Below are 19,350 nucleotides of genomic sequence, written 5' to 3'. Positions count from 1 at the left end.
TGGCGGTAACAGGAACCACCGGTTCCCTCGGGCGAGGGAAGTTTCCCGGACGGGCCCTCGGCGAGCGGTGACCGGCGGTTAGAGTCCGGAACTCCACGCGGGGGCGACCTCGCGAACGGCGCACACCCCCACCCGTGTTCCCCGCACGGGCTGCCCCTCGCGTTCCGGGAGTGACCCTTGGCCACGGCTGACACCGCATTCGCCCCGCTGCACACCCTCCCCGTGCAGCCCGGCTCGACGCCGCGGACACCGCCCTCCGCGCCACCTTCCGCCGACCCGCCGTCCGCGACTCTCATCGGCTCCGTGCAGCGCGCGATGCGCCTCCTCGAGTGCGTCGCCGGGCACGAGTACGGCGCCCCCGCCAAGCAACTGGCCCGGGAGACGCGGCTGGCACTGCCCACGGCGTACCACCTGCTGCGCACCCTGGTCCACGAGGGCTACCTGCGCCGGGAGAAGGGCCTGTTCTTCCTCGGCGAGGCCGCCGAGCGGCTGAGCAGCAGCGGTGCCGAGCAGAAACGTCGCAGCACGGTGGTCGACGCCATGGCCCGCTGGCGGGACGCGATCGGTGCCCCCGTGTACTACGCCGTGTACCGGGAGGGCGAGATCGACGTCGTGTGCGTCTCCGACACCCCGGGCAGCCCCGCGGTGGAGGAATGGGCGGACTTCCGCGAGACGGGGCACGCGCATGCCGTCGGCCAGTGCCTGCTGTCCCAGCTGGACGAGGACGCCCGCCGGGACCACCTCGACCGCTACCCGGTGCAGCCGGTCACGCCGTACACGGCACGTGACGGCCACAGTCTGCTCAAACGGCTGGAACGCGTGCGGCGGATGACCCCGGTGACCGAACGCCAGGAGTACGCCCTCGGAACGGTCTGTGCGGCGATTCCGATCACCGTCGGCACCACGGCCGCGACGATGGCCATTTCCTTGCCCCTGCACCAGGCCGACCGGTTGCTCCCCGCGGCGCAGCGACTGCAGCACGAGGTGGGGCGGCTTCTGGGATCACTCTCGCTCTCTATCAGTATCTGAAAACTCACTCCTTGTGATCTGGTGTGTACGTTGAGCAAGATGCCATCAGTGTTAGAGGTTTGATTCCCGGACAGTCGACGGCGAATGACGGGGTAGGCGATGGGCGAGTCCGTACAGGCAGAGGTCATGATGAGCTTTCTCGTGTCCGAGGAGCTCTCTTTCCGTATCCCGGTGGAGCTTCGCTACGCGACCCGTGATCCCTATGCCGTGCGCCTGACCTTCCATCTGCCCGGGGACGCGCCCGTGACCTGGGCCTTCGGCCGGGAACTGCTGGTCGACGGGGTGGGCCGGCCCTGCGGCGACGGGGACGTGCGCATCGCACCCGTCGATCCCGAACCCCTGGCGGAAGTGCTGATCCGCCTTCAGGTCGGAAGCGACCAGGCGCTGTTCCGTTCCTCGGCGGCGCCGCTCGTGGCCTTCCTGGACCGCACCGACAAGCTGGTGCCGCTGGGCCAGGAGGGCGCGCTCGCCGACTTCGACACCCACCTCGACGAAGCCCTGGACCGCATCCTGGCGGAGGAACAGAGCGCGGGGTGAACCGTTACGGCAGCCCGGCGGCGGCGTAACGCTTCGGCGGGGCGTCAGCGCTTGCGGCGACGGCCCCGCCCGCCACGTGCCGGCGCCGACAGGACCGGGCCCGACGTCCTCCCCGCGGTCCGGGCCTCCCGGGCGGTCGGCCGGTCCGCGGAGACGACCAGGGCGGCGAGGGCCGTGGTGACCGGCACGGAGGCCACCAGCCCGATCGAACCGACCAGTGTCCGTACGATCTCCTCCGCGACCAGTTCGCTGTTGGCGACCGTCCCCACGCCGCTCTGCGCGATCGAGAACAGCAGCAGCAGGGGCAGGGCCGCGCCCGCGTAGGCGAGGACCAGCGTGTTCACGACCGAGGCGATGTGGTCGCGGCCGATGCGGATGCCCGCCCGGTACAGGCCGCGCCAGCCCATCGTCGGATTGGCCTCGTGCAGCTCCCAGACCGCCGACGTCTGGGTGACCGTCACGTCGTCCAGGACACCCAGCGAACCGATGATGACCCCGGCGAGCAGCAGACCGCTCATGTCGATCGACGGATACAGGCCGTGGATGAGGCCGGTGTTGTCGTCCGTGTTGCCCGTGAGTGCGGCCCAGCCGATGAACAGCGACCCGAGAACACCGATCAGCAGCAACGAGATCAGGGTGCCGAGCACCGCCACGGACGTGCGCGCCGACAGGCCGTGGCACAGGTACAACGCGATCAGCATGATGGCGCTGGACCCGATCACCGCCACGACCAGGGGATTCGAGCCCTGCAGGATCGCGGGCAGGATGAAGAAGTTCAGCAGCAGGAAGCTGATGGCCAGCGAGACCAGCGCCATGAGGCCACGCAGTCGTCCGACGACCACCACGGCCAGGGCGAAGATGCCGGCGAGCAGTGCCAGGGGGAGCCGACGGTTGATGTCGGTCACCGAGTACTGCAGGTCCTTGGGCGCGGAGGGCTCGTAGGCGACCACGACCTTCTGGCCCTGGTGCAGTTGTCGTGACTGGTCCGGCTGCACGATCTCGGTGAACGTCCGGCCCTTGCCCTCCCCGGTGTCGACGCGGATCGTCGCCCGCTTGCAGTCGCCGTTCGCCTGTTGCACCGCCGAGGATCCCTCGGCGGTGGACGTGTCCCCGGTCGGGGTGGCGCCGGAGCCGTTGACGGACTGGCAGCTCAGTTCGACCACCTTGGTGACAGTGGCCTGCTGGGTCTGCCGATCGAAGCCGACCCCGGTGCGCTCGTGCGGCGGCGCACCGCTCGGCCACAGCACCGCGAGCCCGACGACCACGGCCGCGGCGAAGGGGATCAGGACCGCGGCGATGACTTTCCGCAGATGGCGGGAGACGGGAGCCGCCGGTCCGTGACTGTGCGCGTGCGAGTGCCCGTGGCCGCCGCCGGCACCGTGTCCACCGTCCGAACCATGCCCACCGTCCGTACCGTGCCCGTGTCCCGCACCGTGACCCCCGCCCTCCCCGTGACCGCTTCCCGCACCGTGGCCGCCGACAGGGCCATGTACGTCGTCGCCGCCGTCGTGGCCGTGGTCCGCGTCGTGTCTGCCGTCGCGCGCACCGTGGGCTCCGAAGGGGACGCGGCCGACTGCACGGCTGTCGCCCTCTTCGGCGTCCGGGCCGGGGCGGGGCCGACGCGGCGGAAAGGGGGGATGCTGCGGTGTGGTCACCGCCCGATCATCGCAAGAACGAGGGAGGCCCTCTGTTCACCGCGCCCGAAGGGACGCTAGCGTGGAGACACGTTTGTACACGCGGGAGCTCGGAGCACCGGGCTGAGAGGGCGCTGACCTCCGTCCCAGCGATGTTTCACGGGAAACGTCACCGAAGTCGAGTGATGTATCCCACGAAGCGTCGAGAGACGGAAGCCGCTGCGTCGACCGCCGAACCTGTTACCGGGTAATGCCGGCGTAGGGAGTAGGTCTCATGACCATCAAGGACGCACGCACGCCTGCCTCCGCGCAGAACTCCGCCCAGGAGGAGACCGCCGCGGAGGCCGGGAAGTCCATCGGCTGGCACAAGGCGTACGTCGAGGGCTCACGCCCCGATCTGCGGGTGCCGGTCCGTCAGGTGCATCTCACCAACGGGCAGTCGGTCACGCTGTACGACACCTCGGGCCCGTACACCGATCCGCTCGTCGACACCGATGTCCGCAGGGGGCTCTCGCCGTTGCGGGAGAACTGGATCATCGCCCGCGGGGACACCGAGGAGTACGCGGGCCGTCCCGTCCGTCCCGAGGACGACGGCCTCAAGCACACCTCGCCGCGCGGCGGTCTGCGCAACCTCGACGCCGTCTTCCCCGGACGGCCGCGCCAGCCGCGTCGGGGCCGGGACGGCCAGGCCGTGACCCAGCTCGCTTATGCCCGCCGGGGCGAGATCACGCCGGAGATGGAGTACGTGGCCCTCCGGGAGAACGCCTCACCGGAAGTGGTCCGTGAGGAGATCGCGGCAGGACGCGCCGTGCTGCCCGCCAACGTGAACCATCCGGAGATCGAGCCGATGATCATCGGCAAGCGGTTCCTGGTGAAGGTGAACGCCAACATCGGCAACTCGGCGGTGACCTCCTCCATCGAGGAGGAGGTCGACAAGATGACCTGGGCGACCCGATGGGGCGCCGACACGGTCATGGACCTCTCCACCGGCCGCAACATCCACACCACTCGCGAATGGGTGCTGCGCAACTCCCCCGTCCCCATCGGAACGGTGCCGCTCTACCAGGCCCTGGAGAAGGTCGACGGCCGGGCCGAGGAGCTGACCTGGGAGATCTACAAGGACACCGTGATCGAACAGGCCGAGCAGGGTGTGGACTACATGACGGTCCACGCGGGCGTGCGCCTGCCCTACGTACCGCTGACCGCGAACCGCAAGACCGGGATCGTCTCGCGCGGCGGTTCGATCATGGCCGCGTGGTGCCTGGCGCACCACAAGGAGTCGTTCCTGTACGAGAACTTCGAGGAACTCTGCGAGATCCTCGCCTCCTACGACGTCACGTACTCCCTCGGCGACGGCCTGCGCCCGGGCTCGATCGCGGACGCCAACGACGAGGCGCAGTTCGCCGAGTTGCGCACTCTCGGGGAACTCAACCGGATCGCCAAGCGTTTGAATGTTCAGACCATGATCGAGGGCCCGGGACATGTCCCGATGCACAAGATCAAGGAGAACATCGACCTTCAGCAGGAGATCTGCGATGAAGCTCCGTTCTATACGCTCGGTCCGCTGACGACGGACGTCGCGCCGGCGTACGACCACATCACCTCCGGCATCGGTGCCGCGATGATCGCCTGGTGGGGCACGGCCATGCTCTGCTACGTCACGCCCAAGGAACACCTGGGCCTGCCCAACCGCGACGACGTCAAGACCGGTGTCATCACCTACAAGATCGCCGCTCATGCCGCCGACCTCGCCAAGGGGCACCCGGGTGCACAGGAGTGGGACGACGCACTGTCGGACGCCAGGTTCGAGTTCCGCTGGGAGGACCAGTTCAACCTGGCCCTCGATCCGGACACGGCGCGGGAGTTCCACGACGAGACACTGCCGGCCGAACCGGCCAAGACAGCCCACTTCTGCTCCATGTGCGGCCCCAAGTTCTGCTCCATGAAGATCAGTCAGAGCATCACGGAGCGGTTCGGTGGCGCGGCGGCCGAGGGGGCGTCCCCGGAGGAGGTCGCCGAGGGCATGCTCCAGAAGTCCAAGGAGTTCGCGGCGAGCGGCAACAGGGTGTATCTGCCGCTGGCGGAGTAGTCCTCACCCGGCAGGACGGCTCGCGCCTCATGTGCGAGGCGCGGGTCGCGCTGCTCCTTCCGTGCCGGGGCCGGGCGCTGGTTCCGGAGGCGGTGCCACTCCGAACGGGTTGTCGATCACATAGCGCCAGAATCCGTCCGGGCCCCGGCGGGCCACGTCCGTCGCGGTGCCCTCGACGCGGACGGGGTGGCCCTGCGCCGCGAGCCCCTCGATGACGAAGTCGACGATCAGCAGTGCCAGGTCGCCGACGACATAGGTGTGACGCGGCGACACCCGGATCGGCACGCGCAGTCGGAGGAAGGCGTCATTGGCCCGGGGTCGGCCCGCCCCGGTGACCAGGTGTCCCGGGGTCGGCACGAAACCGGCGTCGGGCTCGTAGACCTGGTCCAGAACAGAGGGATCGAAGGTGTTGAAGGCCTGTGCGAACACCTGCGGATGATCGGCCGCGTCACGCGCCAGAGGCACACTGGAGGAATGCGTCATGTGGCAAGCGAACAGCCCGGCGACATGGGTCACCAAACGGAAACGCACGTCTGGGACGAGGAGTTGGCGCCGGAGCCCCGCGGCCGCACGTGGCGCCCGGAAGCCGGCTGCCCGGTGGAGGTCGCCCTGGCGGCGGTCTCCGGACGATGGACGACCCTGCTGCTGCGCGAGCTGATGGGAGGCCCACGCGGCTTCACCGAACTGAGGACCCTGTTCCCCGACCTGTCGGCGAAGGTGCTCAGCGAGCGGCTCCGCACCCTGCGGGAACGGGGGCTGGTCGCGGTGGAACGGCGCCGGGGCTTCCCGGTGCGTACGCGGTACGAGCTGACGCGGGCGGGCGAGGCCCTGCGCGTCCTGCTGGTCGAGTTGTACGCGACCGGCGAGGAACTGCTGCGTCTGACCACCGCCTCGGAGACCCGCGACGAGCGCTCTCCCGGCAGACTGGAGGCATGACAGCCACCTCCCTGAGCAAGGGCGCCAACCTCGCCGTCGACTCCCCCGCGGTGCGGGTCGAACTCGCGTGGTCCGCCGGGCCGGGTGTTCCCGAGGTCGACGCCTCGGCGCTGCTGCTCACCGCTGCCGGTCGGGTACGCGACGACGGTGACCTCGTCTTCTACAACCAGCCCCGCCACCCGTCCGGCGCGGTGCGGCACCTCGGCAAGCGGGTCGGCTCCGGCGCCGACGCGGGGGTCACGACCGGCGCCGTAGAGGTCGATCTGCGTTCGGTGGAGCCCGTCGTCGAACGCATCGCCCTGTGCGCGTCGGCGGACGGCGGGGCGTTCGGCCGGGTCCCAGGGCTGTCACTGCGCCTGCTGGACGCCGGGACCGGCACCGAGCTGGCCCGGTTCGACATGACGGCCGGGACGGAGACCGCGCTGGTCGGCGGCGAGCTGTACCGACGCCAGGGGAAGTGGAAGTTCCGCGCGGTCGGGCAGGGGTACGCCTCGGGACTCGCGGGGCTGGCCACCGACTTCGGCATCACCGTGGACGACGCTCCCCTGGCGGCGGCTGCCCACCGGGCCGCCGACCAGGCTGCCGACCGGGACACCGCCCCGCCGACGGCACCGCGGTCGTCGACGGCCTCCACGCCCCCACCGCCGCCGACGGCAACGGTGCCGCCCGTGCCGTCGATGTCGCCGCCCGCCCCCGGCCCCCGCCTCACCAAGGGCGAGGACCGTCTCCCCGTGGACATGCGCAAGCGGCTGTCCCTGCGCAAGCAGCAGGTCGCGGTGAGCCTGAGCAAGCACGGGGCGGCCGGCGCCACGGCCCGCGTCATCCTCGTACTGGATGCTTCGGGGTCCATGTCCTTCCTCTACTCCAAGGGCGTCGTCGCGGACGTCGTGGAGCGGATGGCCGCCGTCGCCGCGCAGTTGGACGACGACGGGGAGATGCAGGCATGGACCTTCGCCTCCAACCCGGCGCGTCTGCCCGACCTGAGCCTCGGCGAGCTGCCCGAGTGGCTGCGGCTGCACGTACGCGTGGGGGAGATCAGCCTGTTCCGGCGGGGCAGGAAGAAGGGCCTGCACCCCGAGCAGGTCGACATGAGGGCAGTCGGCATCCAGAACGAGGAGCAGAAGGTGATCGCCGAGGTCCGCGCCTTCGTCCGGGGCAACCCGGCGCCGGTTCCGACTCTGGTGCTGTTCTTCTCCGACGGCGGCGTCCACCGCAACGCCGAGATCGAGCGGGAGCTGCGGGAAGCCGTGGAGGAACCCGTCTTCTGGCAGTTCGTGGGGCTCGGGCGCTCCGACTACGGGGTGCTCGAGCGTTTCGACACCCTGCCGGACCGCCGCGTCGACAACGTGGGCTTCTTCGCCGTCGACGACATCGGCACCGTACCGGACCCGGAACTGTACGACCGCCTGCTGTCCGAGTTCCCGTCCTGGACCACTGCCGCCGGCCGGGCGGGCATCCTCTGACGCGCTGCCCGCCCGTGCCGGTGGCTACTCGGGCCGGTGATCCGGGCCGCCGAAGTCCGGACTGCTGTAGTCCGGCCTGGAGTAGCTCGGGCGCGGGCCCGCGTCGGGGCCACCGTCGGGGCTGGTGAACCCGGGGCGGCCGTAGCCGAGATGCGGCATACGGCTGCTCGGGGCCGCCGGTCCCGCGCGGTGCAGTGCCGCCGTGCCCGGGTCGGTGAGCGCATCCCGGAGGAAGGGCAGGATGCCGCGCTCCAGCAGGGCGTCGTGCCAGGCGTCCCTGGCGCGGGCCACTTCCTCGTCGAGCGCGCCGTAGAAGCCGGACTCCGCGGTGGGCCGGTTGCGCAGTGCGGTGAGCAGCAGCCCCACCGCCGCGACGAGGATCGCCACCACGGTCACGGCGCCGAAGACCCATCCGGTGGTGAGCATGGTCCGCGCGAAGGCCTGCTCCGGGTCGAGCATCTTCAGGACGTACCCGACGAGGAGGAAGATCGCCGCTGCGGTGCCGGCCAGGACCGGCGCCAGGACGGCGACGACGGCGACGGCACCCGCGCCGGTCGCCTCGGCCATCTCGCCCACGGTGGCGGCGAGCCCCACCGCGCCCGTGCCCCGCTCCTCCTCGGAGCCGGACTCGCGCGTGGCGGATGACGGACCGGAGGGCGCCGGGTGACGCAGTTCCTCGCGGACCTTCACGTAGTGCTGGTACTCGGTCGTGGCCGCCGCCGTGATGAGGGCGGTGGCGTTGAGTGCCATCGTGCGCAGTTGTTCGGAGGTGAGCCGCTGTCCGACAGCGGCCAGTTCCGGTCGGTGTGGTGCGGAGCGCAGCGCCTCGTCGAGGACCCGCTCGTACTCTTGACGGTCCTCGTTCGACAGGTGCTGCGGAACGCTGTTCATGTGCATCCCCCGATGCTCCGTAGGGCTTGGGGCTCGCATGCCAACGAGCCGTCGGGCAGAAACGGAGGGGAGCCTGCTACGGATAAGCCGATGGTAGAGCGGTGACGGTGGGTGGTGACAGGGGGTTTCCAGAAATTGGGTGCCGGTCCGTACGGACAACGCCCCGGGAATCCTGCTCCGCGAACGGTCAGACGTCGAGCGGGAGTTGTTCCACCAGTAGTTTTCCGGCCATGGTCACGCCGCCGTCCATCGCGATGGCCAGGCCGTCCGCGTAGACGTGCGGTCCCTCGACCGCGGTGCGGGTGTCGTCCTCGCCGTCCTCGGAGCCCACTTCGCCCAGCAGGTAGGGGATGGGGCTGTGACCGTGGACGATCCGGGTGCCGCCGTAGGTGTCCAGCAGCGAGCGCACGGCGTCGGCGCCGCCCTCGTCGCGGAAGGAGAAGCGCTTGGTGAACTTGCGGAACAGGTCCCACACCTCCTCCGCGTCGTTGCGCGTGAGTGTCTCGCGGACGGTGTCGTTGACCTCTTCGATGGAGCGGCCGTAGTCGAGGTAGGTGGTGGCGTCCGAGTGGACCAGGAGGTGGTCGTCGACCTCCTCCATGGCGTCGAGGCGGGCCATCCACTGCAGGTGGTGGTCCTGGAGGCGGTCCATGTCGGTCTTCTGGCCGCCGTTCAGCAGCCAGGCGGCCTGGAAGGTGGCGGTGCCCGCGCCGGAGTTGACGGGCGTGTCGCCGAACCGCTTGGCGCCGAGCAGCAGCAGTTCGTGGTTGCCCATCAGCGCCTTGCAGTAGCCGCCGGCCGCGGCGGCCTCCGCGGACAACCGCATCACCAGGTCGATGACGCCGATGCCGTCCGGGCCCCGGTCGGTGAAGTCGCCGAGGAACCACAGGCGGGACGTGCCGGCGCACCACTGGCCGGCGTCGTCGAGGAGGCCCTTCTCGCGCAGGGCGGCCAGCAGTTCGTCGAGGTAGCCGTGCACGTCGCCGACGACGAACAGGGGGCCCTGGCCCGTGGCCGGCTGCTGCACCGCGACCGGCTCGGGGGCGACGGGGACCTGGACCGTGTCACCCCGACGGATGACCGGCAGATCCCGCTGGGTGGGCGTGTACCCCTCCGGAAGGGCTTCCTCGTACCCCTCCTCGGAGGGTGGCGCGGCCTCGCTGGCGTGCGTGCCGGGGTCGGCGTACGGAGCGGTCTCGTGGACGTACGCGGGCACCCGGAAGTCGCGCACCGTCGCCGTCCGTTCCACCTCGGGTCCCTGACCGGCCCCCTGAGTCATCGACCCCTCCACCATCGCGCCGCATCTGCACCGCTTCGGACTGCCTGGTCGCAGCGGCCCGCGGTGTGTGGGCCCATCATAGGAATGCGGATCGCGCTGTGTGATGACCCAGGGGTGGTGAATCAGAACAGGACTCCGGTTCGCCGCGGCTTTCGCCCCGGTTGGACCCGTCTTGACCCGTCCGCGACTGTGGCCCGAAGCGCACCGGCCGCACCTCGAATGGGCTTGCGCCGCACCCCAAACGTGCTCGGGCCACGGCTCGGCGCACGCCGACCGGGCTCCGGATCGCCCCCGGACGTACGGATGCGGTCCTCGTCGGCCTTCCGAGCTCTCCGTTCGCGCCGGGGGCGCGCGCCCCCGGCGTGCTCGCCCTCGCCCCCGCGTACACGTCGCGCGTTTCCGGGGGCGCGTCGGCCAAGTCCCTAGGTGCCCTCGGGAGACCGCGGCGGGCTGACCGTCGTACGCGGCGGGCGGCGCTGCGACGACGTACGCACGATCAGTTCGGTCGGTATGACCTGCTCGACCGGCCGGTCGGTGTGGAGCCCCTCGATCGCGTCGATGAGGACCTGGATCACGGCGGTGCCGATGCGGCGCGGCTTCAGCGACAGGGTGGTGATCGGCGGCTCGGTGCTCGCGTACACGGTGGACTCGCTGCAGCAGACCAGCAGCAGGTCCTCGGGGACGCGCAGCCCGTAACGGCGGGCGGCGGCGAGCAGGTCGGTGCCGTTCGGGTCGAACAGGCCGTAGACGGCGTCGGGCCGGTCGGGGCGGGCGAGCAGCCGGTCGGCGGCGACCGCGCCGGCGCACGGGTCGTGCGCGGGATAGGCCTCGTAGACCGGATCCTGGCCGACGCGCTCGCACCAGCGCAGGTAGGCCGTGGTCGACAGACGGGTGTACGTGTCGGTGGTGGTGCCGGTGAGCAGGCCGATCCTGCGGGCGCCCGCGTCGGCGAGGTGGTCGAGGATGCCGAGTACGGCGGCCTCGTGGTCGTTGTCGACCCAGGCGGTGACGGGGAGCGAACCGGCGGGGCGGCCGTCGGAGACGACGGGTAAGCCCTGGCGTACCAACTCGCTGACGACCGGATCGTGGTCCGAGGGGTCGATGACGACCGTGCCGTCGAGCGCGACGTTGGACCACACGTCGTGACGGGAGGTCGCCGGGAGGATGACGAGGGCGTAGCCGCGTGCGAGCGCGGCGGACGTGGCGGCGCGCGCCATCTCGGCGAAGTACGCGAACTCGGTGAAGGTGAAAGGTTCATCCCCGTACGTCGTCACGGTCAGGCCGATCAGTCCGGACTTGCCGGTGCGGAGCGTGCGGGCGGCGGCCGAGGGCCGGTAGCCCAGTCGGTCGGCCACCTCGCGCACATGGCGCCGGGTGGCGTCCGGGAGTCGGCCCTTGCCGTTGAGGGCGTCGGAGACGGTAGTGATGGATACTCCGGCGGCGGCGGCCACGTCCCTGATACCCGCCCGGCCCGGCCGGCTGCCTCGACGTGAGGTTTCCGCGCGGCTCACCTGGTGCTTCCCTGCTGCTGTCATGGCGAGCCGATAGTAGGGCTCATGGGGTGGGGTAGGGCGGACGCATATGCACGCGTTGACAGTCACGTTTCTGCATGATCATTAACAGGGAACAGCCATGGAATGTCAGGCAGTTGGGGCTGACCATGCCGATACCTGACGTGTCGACCAGCGAGGGCCTGCCAAGTGGCCGATGTTGCGAAGAGGTCTCAACTCACCTGCACGAGGGATGCGCGCCACGGCGCGAGCCACCGGCGCATAGATATATGTGCAGCGCGCCCCCCGAATCGTGCGCCTTCGTGCACTGATGCCCCTGTTGCCGGTGTGACGGACGAGGTCTGGTCCCACCTATACGCAGCAGAGGCCAATCCTCATAAGGTGAGAAGTATTGAATGCCGGTGGTGAGTCACGAGGAGGACTGCGGTGAGCGAGAAGAGCCCCAAGCTGCGCGCCGAGCTGGAGGGGATTCCCACCTACAAGCCGGGCAAGCCCGCCGCGGCCGACGGCCCGGTGGCCTACAAGCTGTCCTCCAACGAGAACCCCTATCCGCCCCTGCCGGGCGTGATGGAGACGGTGACGTCCGCCGCCGCCTCGTTCAACCGGTACCCGGACATGTCCTGCGCTTCGCTGATGGCCGAGTTGTCGGACCGCTTCGGCGTGCCCCTCTCCCACCTGGCCACCGGCACCGGGTCGGTCGGTGTGGCCCAGCAGCTGATCCAGGCGACCTCGGGCCCCGGCGACGAGGTGATCTACGCCTGGCGCTCCTTCGAGGCATACCCGATCATCACGCAGATCAGCGGCGCGACCTCCGTACAGGTGCCGCTGACGCCCGGGGACGTGCACGACCTGGACGCGATGGCGGACGCGATCACCGACCGGACCCGGCTGATCTTCGTCTGCAACCCCAACAACCCGACGGGAACGGTGGTGCGCCGGGCCGAGCTGGAACGGTTCCTCGACCGGGTGCCGACCGATGTGCTGGTGGTCCTGGACGAGGCCTACCGCGAGTTCATCCGCGACGCCGAGGTCCCGGACGGCGTCGAGTTCTACCGTCAGCGGCCCAACGTCTGCGTCCTGCGCACCTTCTCCAAGGCCTACGGCCTGGCGGGACTGCGGGTGGGGTTCGCGATCGCGCACGAGCCGGTGGCCGCGGCGCTGCGCAAGACCGCGGTGCCGTTCGGGGTCAGCCAGATTGCGCAGGAGGCGGCGATCGCCTCGCTGCGTGCCGAGGACGAGCTGATCGGCCGGGTCGGCTCGCTCGTGTGCGAGCGCACGCGCGTGGTCGACGCGTTGCGCGCCCAGGGCTGGACGGTGCCGGACACGCAGGCCAACTTCGTCTGGCTGCGGCTGGGGGAGCACACGGTCGCGTTCGCGAACGCGTGCGAGCAGGCCGGCGTCGTCGTCCGGCCCTTCGCGGGCGAGGGGGTGCGGGTGACGGTCGGCGAGAGCGAGGCGAACGACATCTTCCTGAAGGTGTCGGAAGAGTTCCGCAAGGAGCTGTAGACCTCACTGCCTGAGAAGAACGACCCGCGGGGCGGCAGGTGCCGCCCCGCGGGTTCGTCATGCCCGCGGCGCGCGGGGCCGGAGCACCCGGTCGACCACGTGTGCAGGTCCCCGCCAAGGGGTTGACGTCACAGGGGACCCCCCTTCCGGTGTCGAAAAGCAGTAGGTCATAATTGCTTGTGAATGTGAACGCGTTCACAAGCGTGTCCCGATTGCGCCCGCATTGGGTGTGACAGACGCGCTCAAACTGCCGCTGACGACGGTGGTGTGGCGATGTGAGGAGAGTGACGACGTGGATCTGGCTCTGGCGCCGGAGACGCTGGCGCGATGGCAGTTCGGCATCACGACCGTCTACCACTTCCTGTTCGTCCCGCTGACGATCTCGCTGGCCGCCCTCACGGCCGGACTGCAGACCGCCTGGGTCCGCACGGAGAAGGAGAAGTACCTCAGGGCGACCAAGTTCTGGGGCAAGCTCTTCCTGATCAACATCGCGATGGGTGTCGTCACCGGCATCGTGCAGGAGTTCCAGTTCGGCATGAACTGGTCCGACTACTCCCGCTTCGTCGGTGATGTCTTCGGTGCCCCCCTCGCCTTCGAGGCGCTGATCGCCTTCTTCTTCGAGTCCACCTTCATCGGCCTGTGGATCTTCGGCTGGGACAAGCTCCCCAAGAAGATCCACCTGGCCTGCATCTGGATGGTCTCGATCGGCACCCTGCTGTCGGCGTACTTCATCCTCGCCGCCAACTCCTGGATGCAGCACCCCGTCGGCTACCGGATCAACGAGGAGAAGGGCCGCGCCGAACTCACCGACTTCTGGCAGGTCCTCACCCAGAACACCACCCTCAACCAGGTCTTCCACAGCTTCTCCGCGGCCTTCCTCACGGGCGGCGCCTTCATGGTCGGCATCGCCGCCTTCCACCTGATGCGCAAGAAGCACATCCCGGTGATGCGGACCTCGCTCCGGCTCGGACTGGTGACCCTGGCGGTCGGCGGCCTGCTCACCGCGGTCAGCGGCGACACCCTCGGCAAGGTCATGTACGAGCAGCAGCCGATGAAGATGGCAGCCGCCGAGGCCCTCTGGGACGGCGAGGAGCCGGCACCCTTCTCCGTCTTCGCGTACGGAGACGTCGACGAGGGGCACAACAAGGTCGCGCTGGAGATCCCCGGCCTGCTGTCCTTCCTCGCACACAGCGACTTCGAGTCCTACGTGCCCGGCATCAACGACACCAACAAGGCCCTCCAGGAGCAGTTCGGGCCCGGTGACTACAAGCCCATCGTCCCCGTCGCCTACTGGGGCTTCCGCTGGATGATCGGCTTCGGCATGGCGTCCTTCTCCCTCGGTCTGCTGGGCCTGTGGCTGACGCGGAAGCGGTTCCTGCTGCCACCGGCCCTGCGCACCGGAGAGGACGAGGTCCCGCACCTGGTGCTGCTGAAGAAGCCGCTCGGGGCGAAGCTCTCCCGGATGTACTGGCTGCTGGCGCTGTGGACGATGGCGTTCCCGTTGATCGCCAACTCCTGGGGCTGGATCTTCACGGAGATGGGCCGGCAGCCCTGGGTGGTCTACGGCGTGATGCAGACCCGGGACGCGGTCTCCCCCGGCGTCTCCACCGCCGAGGTCATCATCTCGATGTCCGTCTTCACGCTGCTGTACGCCGTCCTGGCCGTCATCGAGGTCAAGCTCCTGGCGAAGTACGTCAAGGCGGGTCCGCCCGAGCTGACCGAGGACGACCTCAATCCGCCCACGAAGATCGGCGGCGATCTCCGTGACGCCGACAAGCCGATGGCCTTCTCGTACTAGGCCGAGGGAGCTGCACAGTCATGGAACTGCACGACGTCTGGTTCGTTCTGATCGCCGTCCTGTGGACCGGCTACTTCTTCCTGGAGGGCTTCGACTTCGGGGTGGGTGTACTCACCAAGCTGCTCGCCCGGGACCGGGCCGAGAAGCGGGTGCTGATCAACACCATCGGCCCCGTGTGGGACGGCAACGAGGTGTGGCTGCTCACGGCCGGCGGCGCCACCTTCGCCGCCTTCCCGGAGTGGTACGCCACGCTCTTCTCCGGGTTCTACCTTCCCCTGCTGGTCATCCTGGTCTGTCTGATCGTCCGGGGCGTCGCCTTCGAGTACCGGGTGAAGCGGCCCGAGGAGAAGTGGCAGCGCAACTGGGAGACGGCGATCTTCTGGACCTCGCTGATCCCCGCGTTCCTCTGGGGCGTGGCCTTCGGCAACATCGTCCACGGCGTGGAGATCGACCGGGATCTGGAGTACGTCGGTTCCGTCTGGGACCTGCTCAACCCGTACGCCCTCCTCGGCGGCCTGGTGACGCTGACACTGTTCACCTTCCACGGGACGGTGTTCACGGCGCTCAAGACCGTCGGTGAGATCCGTGAGCGGGCGCGGAAGCTGGCGCTGCGGGTCGGGCTGGTCACGGCCGTGCTGGCCCTGGCCTTCCTGGTCTGGACGCAGGCCCACAGTGGGGACGCCAAGAGCCTGGTCGCCCTCGTGGTGGCCGTCGCCGCTCTCGTCGCCGCGCTGATGGCCAACCAGGCCGGGCGTGAGGGCTGGTCGTTCGCCCTGTCCGGCGTCACCATCGTGGCCGCCGTGGCGATGCTGTTCCTGACGCTCTTCCCGAACGTCATGCCCTCCACGCTGAACGCGGACTGGAGCCTCACCGTCACCAACGCCTCGTCCAGTGCCTACACGCTGAAGATCATGACCTGGCTGGCCGTGATCGCCACGCCCGTCGTCCTGCTCTACCAGGGCTGGACGTACTGGGTGTTCCGCAAGCGCATCGGCACCCAGCACCTCGCCGACGCCGCGCACTGAGTCCGAGGGGGTGCGTTTCACGTGAAACGCAGGGAAACGCACCCCCTCGGCAAGGAGGCCTGTTTCACGTGAAACCCATCGATCCACGTCTTCTGCGGTACGCCCGCGCCACCAGGTTCTTCCTGGCAGCCGTGGTCGCCCTGGGCGCCGTCGGGGCAGGACTGCTCGTCGCCCAGGCGATGCTGATCGCCGAGGTGGTCGTCGGAGCGTTCCAGCACGACACGACCGCCGCAGGGCTCCGCACGCCCCTCCTGTTGCTGGTGGCCGTTGCCTGTGGACGCGCGCTGGTGGGCTGGCTCACCGAGCTGGCCGCACACCGGGCGAGCGCGGCGGTGAAGTCCGAGCTGCGGGGCCGGCTGCTGGAGCGTGCCACCGCGCTCGGACCCGGCTGGCTGACTGGGCAGCGCACCGGGTCGCTGGTCGCTCTGGCCACCCGGGGAATCGACGCCCTCGACGACTACTTCTCGCGCTACCTGCCGCAGTTGGGCCTCGCGGTGGTCGTGCCCGTGGCGGTACTGGCCCGTGTCGTCACCGAGGACTGGGTATCGGCTGCCATCATCGTCGGCACCCTGCCCCTCATCCCGATCTTCATGATGCTGATCGGCTGGGCCACCCAGTCCCGGATGGACCGGCAGTGGCGGTTGCTGTCCCGGCTGTCCGGACATTTCCTGGACGTGGTCGCGGGGCTGCCGACGCTGAAGGTCTTCGGCCGGGCCAAGGCGCAGGCCGAGTCGATCAAGCGCATCACCGGCGAGTACCGACAGGCGACCATGAGGACCCTGCGGATCGCCTTCCTGTCGTCCTTCGCGCTGGAACTGCTCGCCACGCTGTCCGTGGCGCTCGTCGCCGTCACCATCGGCATGCGTCTCGTCCACGGTGACATGGCGCTGTACGACGGTCTGGTGGTCCTCGTCCTGGCGCCGGAGGCGTATCTGCCCCTGCGGCAGGTGGGAGCGCAGTACCACGCGGCCGCCGAGGGCCTCGCCGCCGCCGAGGACATCTTCTCGGTGCTGGAGCGTCCCGTACCGGCGTCCGGGACCGACCCGGTCCCGGCGGACGGGGCCCTGGCCTTCGAGGGCGTGACGGTCCGCTACCCCGGACGCGCCACGGACGCCGTCACGGACGTGAGCTTCACGGTCGAGTCCGGGGAGACGGTCGCCCTCGTCGGCCCGAGCGGAGCGGGCAAGTCGACGCTGCTCCACACCCTCCTCGGCTTCGTACCCCCGGCCGGCGGACGCGTCCGGGTCGGGTCGGCCGACCTCTCCTCGCTGGACCCGGCGCAGTGGCACGCCCATGTCGCCTGGGTACCGCAGCACCCGCACCTGTACGCCGGCACGATCGCGGAGAACGTACGGCTGGCCAGTCCCCACGCCGATGACGCGGCCGTACGGAGGGCGCTGCGGGACGCGGGCGCCCTGGAGTTCGTGGACGTACTGCCCGAGGGCACGGCGACCGTGCTCGGAGAGGACGGGACCGGCCTCTCCGCGGGGCAGCGGCAGCGGCTCGCACTCGCCCGGGCGTTTCTCGCCGACCGGCCGGTGCTGCTGCTCGACGAGCCGACGGCGGCCCTGGACGGGGCCACGGAGGCCGAGGTCGTGGCGGCCGTGCGCAGGCTCGCGAAGGGCCGGACGGTACTGCTGGTGGTGCACCGTCCGGCGCTGCTGGAAGTGGCCGACCGGGTGGTGCGTCTGGACGAGCCGACGCCCGTCGCCGCATCAGTCGGCACCGCCGGACTGCCGAGCGCCCGGACCGCCGAGGCGGCCCCGGCCGCCCTTGTTCCGGAACCCTTCGCCGCGGCGGAGCCGTCCGGACCCGCGGCGGATGCCCGGCGAGGCGTGCTGCCCCGGGTCCGTGCCATGTCCGGCGCCCGGCGGGGGCGGCTGGGGCTCGCGCTTCTGCTCGGCAGCCTGGCGCTCGGCAGCGCCGTCGGCCTGATGGCCACCTCCGGATACCTCATCTCGCGAGCCTCCCAGCAGCCGCCGGTGCTGTACCTGATGGTGGCGGTGACGGCGACGCGCGCCTTCGGCATCGGACGGGCCGTGTTCCGCTACGCGGAGCGGCTGGTGTCGCACGACGCCGTGCTGCGGATGCTGGCCGACACGAGGGTCGCCGTGTACCGGAGACTGGAGCGGCTGGCTCCCGCGGGGTTGCGCCGCAGCCGCCGCGGCGACCTGCTCTCCCGGCTCGTCGCCGACGTCGACGCCTTGCAGGACTACTGGCTTCGTTGGCTGCTGCCCGCCGGCAACGCGGTGGTCGTCTCCGCCGCGTCGGTGGGCTTCACGGCCTGGCTGCTGCCGGAGGCCGGCGCGGTGCTCGCGGTCGGTCTGCTGGTCGCCGGTGCCGGTGTTCCGCTGGTCACCGCAGCGGTCGCACGACGGGCCGAGCACCGGCTCGCCCCCGCCCGGGGCGTGCTCGCCACCCGGGTGACGGATCTGCTCACCGGCACGGCCGAGCTGACCGTCGCCGGTGCGCTGCCCGCGCGGGCCGCCGAGGCGCGGCGGGCCGACGGCACGCTCACCAAGATCGCCTCGCGTGCCGCCACCGCCACCGCGCTGGGGGACGGGCTCACCGCGCTCGTCTCCGGCCTGACGGTCGCGGGCGCCGCCCTGGTCGGGGCCCAGGCGGTCGCCGACGGTCGACTCGCCGGTGTGGCCGTGGCCGTCGTCGTCCTCACCCCGCTGGCCGCGTTCGAGGCCGTACTCGGGCTGCCGCTCGCCGTGCAGTACCGGCAACGGGTGCGCCGGAGCGCCGAGCGCGTGTACGAGGTGCTCGACGCCCCGGAGCCCGTGCGGGAGCCGAAGCCGCCCCGGCAGGCGCCCGCCTCGCCGTTCCCGGTGGTCCTCAAGGGGCTGGCCGCGCGGCACGCCGGGCAGGACCGGGAGGCGCTGGCGGAGCTGGACCTGACACTGGAGCGGGGGCGCCGCATCGCCGTCGTCGGACCGTCCGGCTCCGGCAAGACGACCCTGGCCCAGGTGTTGCTGCGCTTCCTCGACCCGGACGCGGGGTCCTACACGCTGGCCGGTGTGGACGCCCATGCCCTCGCCGGCGACGACGTACGGCGGCTCGTCGGGCTGTGTGCCCAGGACGCGCATCTCTTCGACAGCTCGGTGCGCGAGAACCTGCTCCTGGCCAGGAAGGACGCCACCGAGGGCGAACTGCGCGACGCGTTGGCGCGGGCCAGGCTGCTGGAGTGGGCCGACGGCCTGCCCGCCGGTCTGGACACGCTGGTCGGTGAGCACGGGGCACGACTGTCCGGCGGTCAGCGCCAGCGGCTCGCCCTGGCCCGGGCGCTGCTCGCCGACTTCCCCGTCCTGGTGCTGGACGAGCCCGCCGAGCACCTCGACCTGCCCACCGCCGACGCGCTCACCGCCGATCTGCTGGCCGCCACCGAGGGCCGTACGATCCTGCTGATCACGCACCGGCTGGCTGGTCTGCGAGCTGTGGACGAGGTGGTCGTGCTGGACCGGGGCCGGGTCGTGCAGCGGGGCGCGTACGCGGAACTGGTGGCCGTACCGGGGCAGCTGCGGGAGATGGCCGGACGGGAAGCGGCGGCGGAATCGCTGGTGGGAGCGCGGTGACCGGCCGATCCGGCGCGCGCTTCCGCGAGATTCCCCCGGAATTCCCGATTCATGACTTTCCTGGACGAAAGGGT

At 70.4% G+C, this 19,350-nt stretch carries 14 protein-coding genes; 9 read left to right on the top strand and 5 right to left on the bottom strand.

Going from position 1 to position 19,350, the window contains the following annotated elements; genetic code table 11:
* Nucleotides 1-303: 303 nt before the first annotated feature.
* Nucleotides 304-1,029 (top strand): IclR family transcriptional regulator, encoded by a 726-nt coding sequence (locus BJ961_RS35710; RefSeq protein ID WP_328661433.1) that lies wholly within the window; start codon nt 304-306, stop codon nt 1,027-1,029.
* Between the two features lie 99 nt (nt 1,030-1,128).
* On the top strand, nt 1,129-1,566 hold the full coding sequence (locus tag BJ961_RS35705) for an SsgA family sporulation/cell division regulator (protein ID WP_271416885.1): 438 nt from the start codon (nt 1,129-1,131) through the stop codon (nt 1,564-1,566).
* 44 nt (nt 1,567-1,610) lie between these two features.
* Here the strand turns inward: BJ961_RS35705 and BJ961_RS35700 are convergent, their stop codons facing one another.
* Nucleotides 1,611-3,221: a YibE/F family protein gene (locus tag BJ961_RS35700; protein WP_271416884.1), complete on the bottom strand. Its 1,611-nt coding sequence runs from the start codon at nt 3,219-3,221 to the stop codon at nt 1,611-1,613.
* Nucleotides 3,222-3,474: 253 nt separating this feature from the next.
* On the opposite strand from BJ961_RS35700, the gene thiC reads away from it, so the two are divergent.
* Nucleotides 3,475-5,289: a phosphomethylpyrimidine synthase ThiC gene (thiC, locus tag BJ961_RS35695; RefSeq protein ID WP_271416883.1), complete on the top strand. Its 1,815-nt coding sequence runs from the start codon at nt 3,475-3,477 to the stop codon at nt 5,287-5,289.
* 27 nt (nt 5,290-5,316) lie between these two features.
* Here the strand turns inward: thiC and BJ961_RS35690 are convergent, their stop codons facing one another.
* Nucleotides 5,317-5,805, bottom strand: coding sequence for a YybH family protein (locus tag BJ961_RS35690; RefSeq protein WP_271416882.1), 489 nt, complete (start codon nt 5,803-5,805; stop codon nt 5,317-5,319).
* Here BJ961_RS35690 and BJ961_RS35685 point away from each other — a divergent pair.
* Entirely contained in the window at nt 5,797-6,225 is a 429-nt protein-coding gene (locus BJ961_RS35685; RefSeq protein ID WP_271416881.1) for a winged helix-turn-helix transcriptional regulator, read from the top strand. The genes BJ961_RS35690 and BJ961_RS35685 overlap by 9 nt on opposite strands.
* The gene (locus tag BJ961_RS35680; protein WP_271416880.1) at nt 6,222-7,688 is read left to right on the top strand and encodes a VWA domain-containing protein; all 1,467 of its coding nucleotides are present in this window, start codon (nt 6,222-6,224) and stop codon (nt 7,686-7,688) included. The genes BJ961_RS35685 and BJ961_RS35680 overlap by 4 nt, the downstream gene beginning before the upstream one ends.
* A gap of 24 nt (nt 7,689-7,712) precedes the next feature.
* Here the strand turns inward: BJ961_RS35680 and BJ961_RS35675 are convergent, their stop codons facing one another.
* The 3 genes from BJ961_RS35675 to BJ961_RS35665 all read right to left on the bottom strand — a co-directional run bounded on the left by BJ961_RS35675 (nt 7,713) and on the right by BJ961_RS35665 (nt 11,393).
* Nucleotides 7,713-8,585, bottom strand: coding sequence for a hypothetical protein (locus tag BJ961_RS35675; RefSeq protein ID WP_271416879.1), 873 nt, complete (start codon nt 8,583-8,585; stop codon nt 7,713-7,715).
* Nucleotides 8,586-8,766: 181 nt separating this feature from the next.
* On the bottom strand, nt 8,767-9,873 hold the full coding sequence (gene sppA, locus BJ961_RS35670) for a Ser/Thr/Tyr protein phosphatase SppA (protein ID WP_271416878.1): 1,107 nt from the start codon (nt 9,871-9,873) through the stop codon (nt 8,767-8,769).
* Between the two features lie 407 nt (nt 9,874-10,280).
* On the bottom strand, nt 10,281-11,393 hold the full coding sequence (locus BJ961_RS35665; protein ID WP_271416877.1) for a LacI family DNA-binding transcriptional regulator: 1,113 nt from the start codon (nt 11,391-11,393) through the stop codon (nt 10,281-10,283).
* A 402-nt stretch (nt 11,394-11,795) separates the two neighbouring features.
* Between BJ961_RS35665 and hisC the strand changes: the two genes are divergently transcribed.
* The 4 genes from hisC (at nt 11,796) to cydD (ending at nt 19,276) form a co-directional block, all read left to right on the top strand.
* A complete protein-coding gene (gene hisC, locus BJ961_RS35660) occupies nt 11,796-12,875 on the top strand; it encodes a histidinol-phosphate transaminase (protein ID WP_271416876.1) in 1,080 nt (359 codons plus the stop codon).
* A 292-nt stretch (nt 12,876-13,167) separates the two neighbouring features.
* The gene (locus tag BJ961_RS35655; RefSeq protein WP_271416875.1) at nt 13,168-14,673 is read left to right on the top strand and encodes a cytochrome ubiquinol oxidase subunit I; all 1,506 of its coding nucleotides are present in this window, start codon (nt 13,168-13,170) and stop codon (nt 14,671-14,673) included.
* 20 nt (nt 14,674-14,693) lie between these two features.
* Nucleotides 14,694-15,698 carry a cytochrome d ubiquinol oxidase subunit II gene (cydB, locus tag BJ961_RS35650; RefSeq protein ID WP_271416874.1) on the top strand — a complete coding sequence of 335 codons (1,005 nt, stop codon included), beginning with the start codon at nt 14,694-14,696 and terminating at the stop codon, nt 15,696-15,698.
* Between the two features lie 68 nt (nt 15,699-15,766).
* On the top strand, nt 15,767-19,276 hold the full coding sequence (gene cydD, locus BJ961_RS35645; protein ID WP_271416873.1) for a thiol reductant ABC exporter subunit CydD: 3,510 nt from the start codon (nt 15,767-15,769) through the stop codon (nt 19,274-19,276).
* Nucleotides 19,277-19,350 lie beyond the last annotated feature (74 nt).

The organism is Streptomyces lienomycini (genome assembly GCF_027947595.1).
Classification (GTDB): domain Bacteria; phylum Actinomycetota; class Actinomycetes; order Streptomycetales; family Streptomycetaceae; genus Streptomyces; species Streptomyces lienomycini.
This window is presented reverse-complemented; position numbering and strand designations above follow the sequence as displayed.

Coding starts and splice junctions, on each gene's coding strand:
- BJ961_RS35685 (WP_271416881.1), top strand. CDS start 5,797: ATGGGTCACCAAACGGAAACGCACGTCTGGGACGAGGAGTTGGCGCCG.
- BJ961_RS35680 (WP_271416880.1), top strand. CDS start 6,222: ATGACAGCCACCTCCCTGAGCAAGGGCGCCAACCTCGCCGTCGACTCC.
- sppA (WP_271416878.1), bottom strand. CDS start 9,873: ATGGTGGAGGGGTCGATGACTCAGGGGGCCGGTCAGGGACCCGAGGTG.
- thiC (WP_271416883.1), top strand. CDS start 3,475: ATGACCATCAAGGACGCACGCACGCCTGCCTCCGCGCAGAACTCCGCC.
- BJ961_RS35665 (WP_271416877.1), bottom strand. CDS start 11,393: ATGACAGCAGCAGGGAAGCACCAGGTGAGCCGCGCGGAAACCTCACGT.
- cydB (WP_271416874.1), top strand. CDS start 14,694: ATGGAACTGCACGACGTCTGGTTCGTTCTGATCGCCGTCCTGTGGACC.
- BJ961_RS35705 (WP_271416885.1), top strand. CDS start 1,129: ATGGGCGAGTCCGTACAGGCAGAGGTCATGATGAGCTTTCTCGTGTCC.
- BJ961_RS35675 (WP_271416879.1), bottom strand. CDS start 8,585: ATGCACATGAACAGCGTTCCGCAGCACCTGTCGAACGAGGACCGTCAA.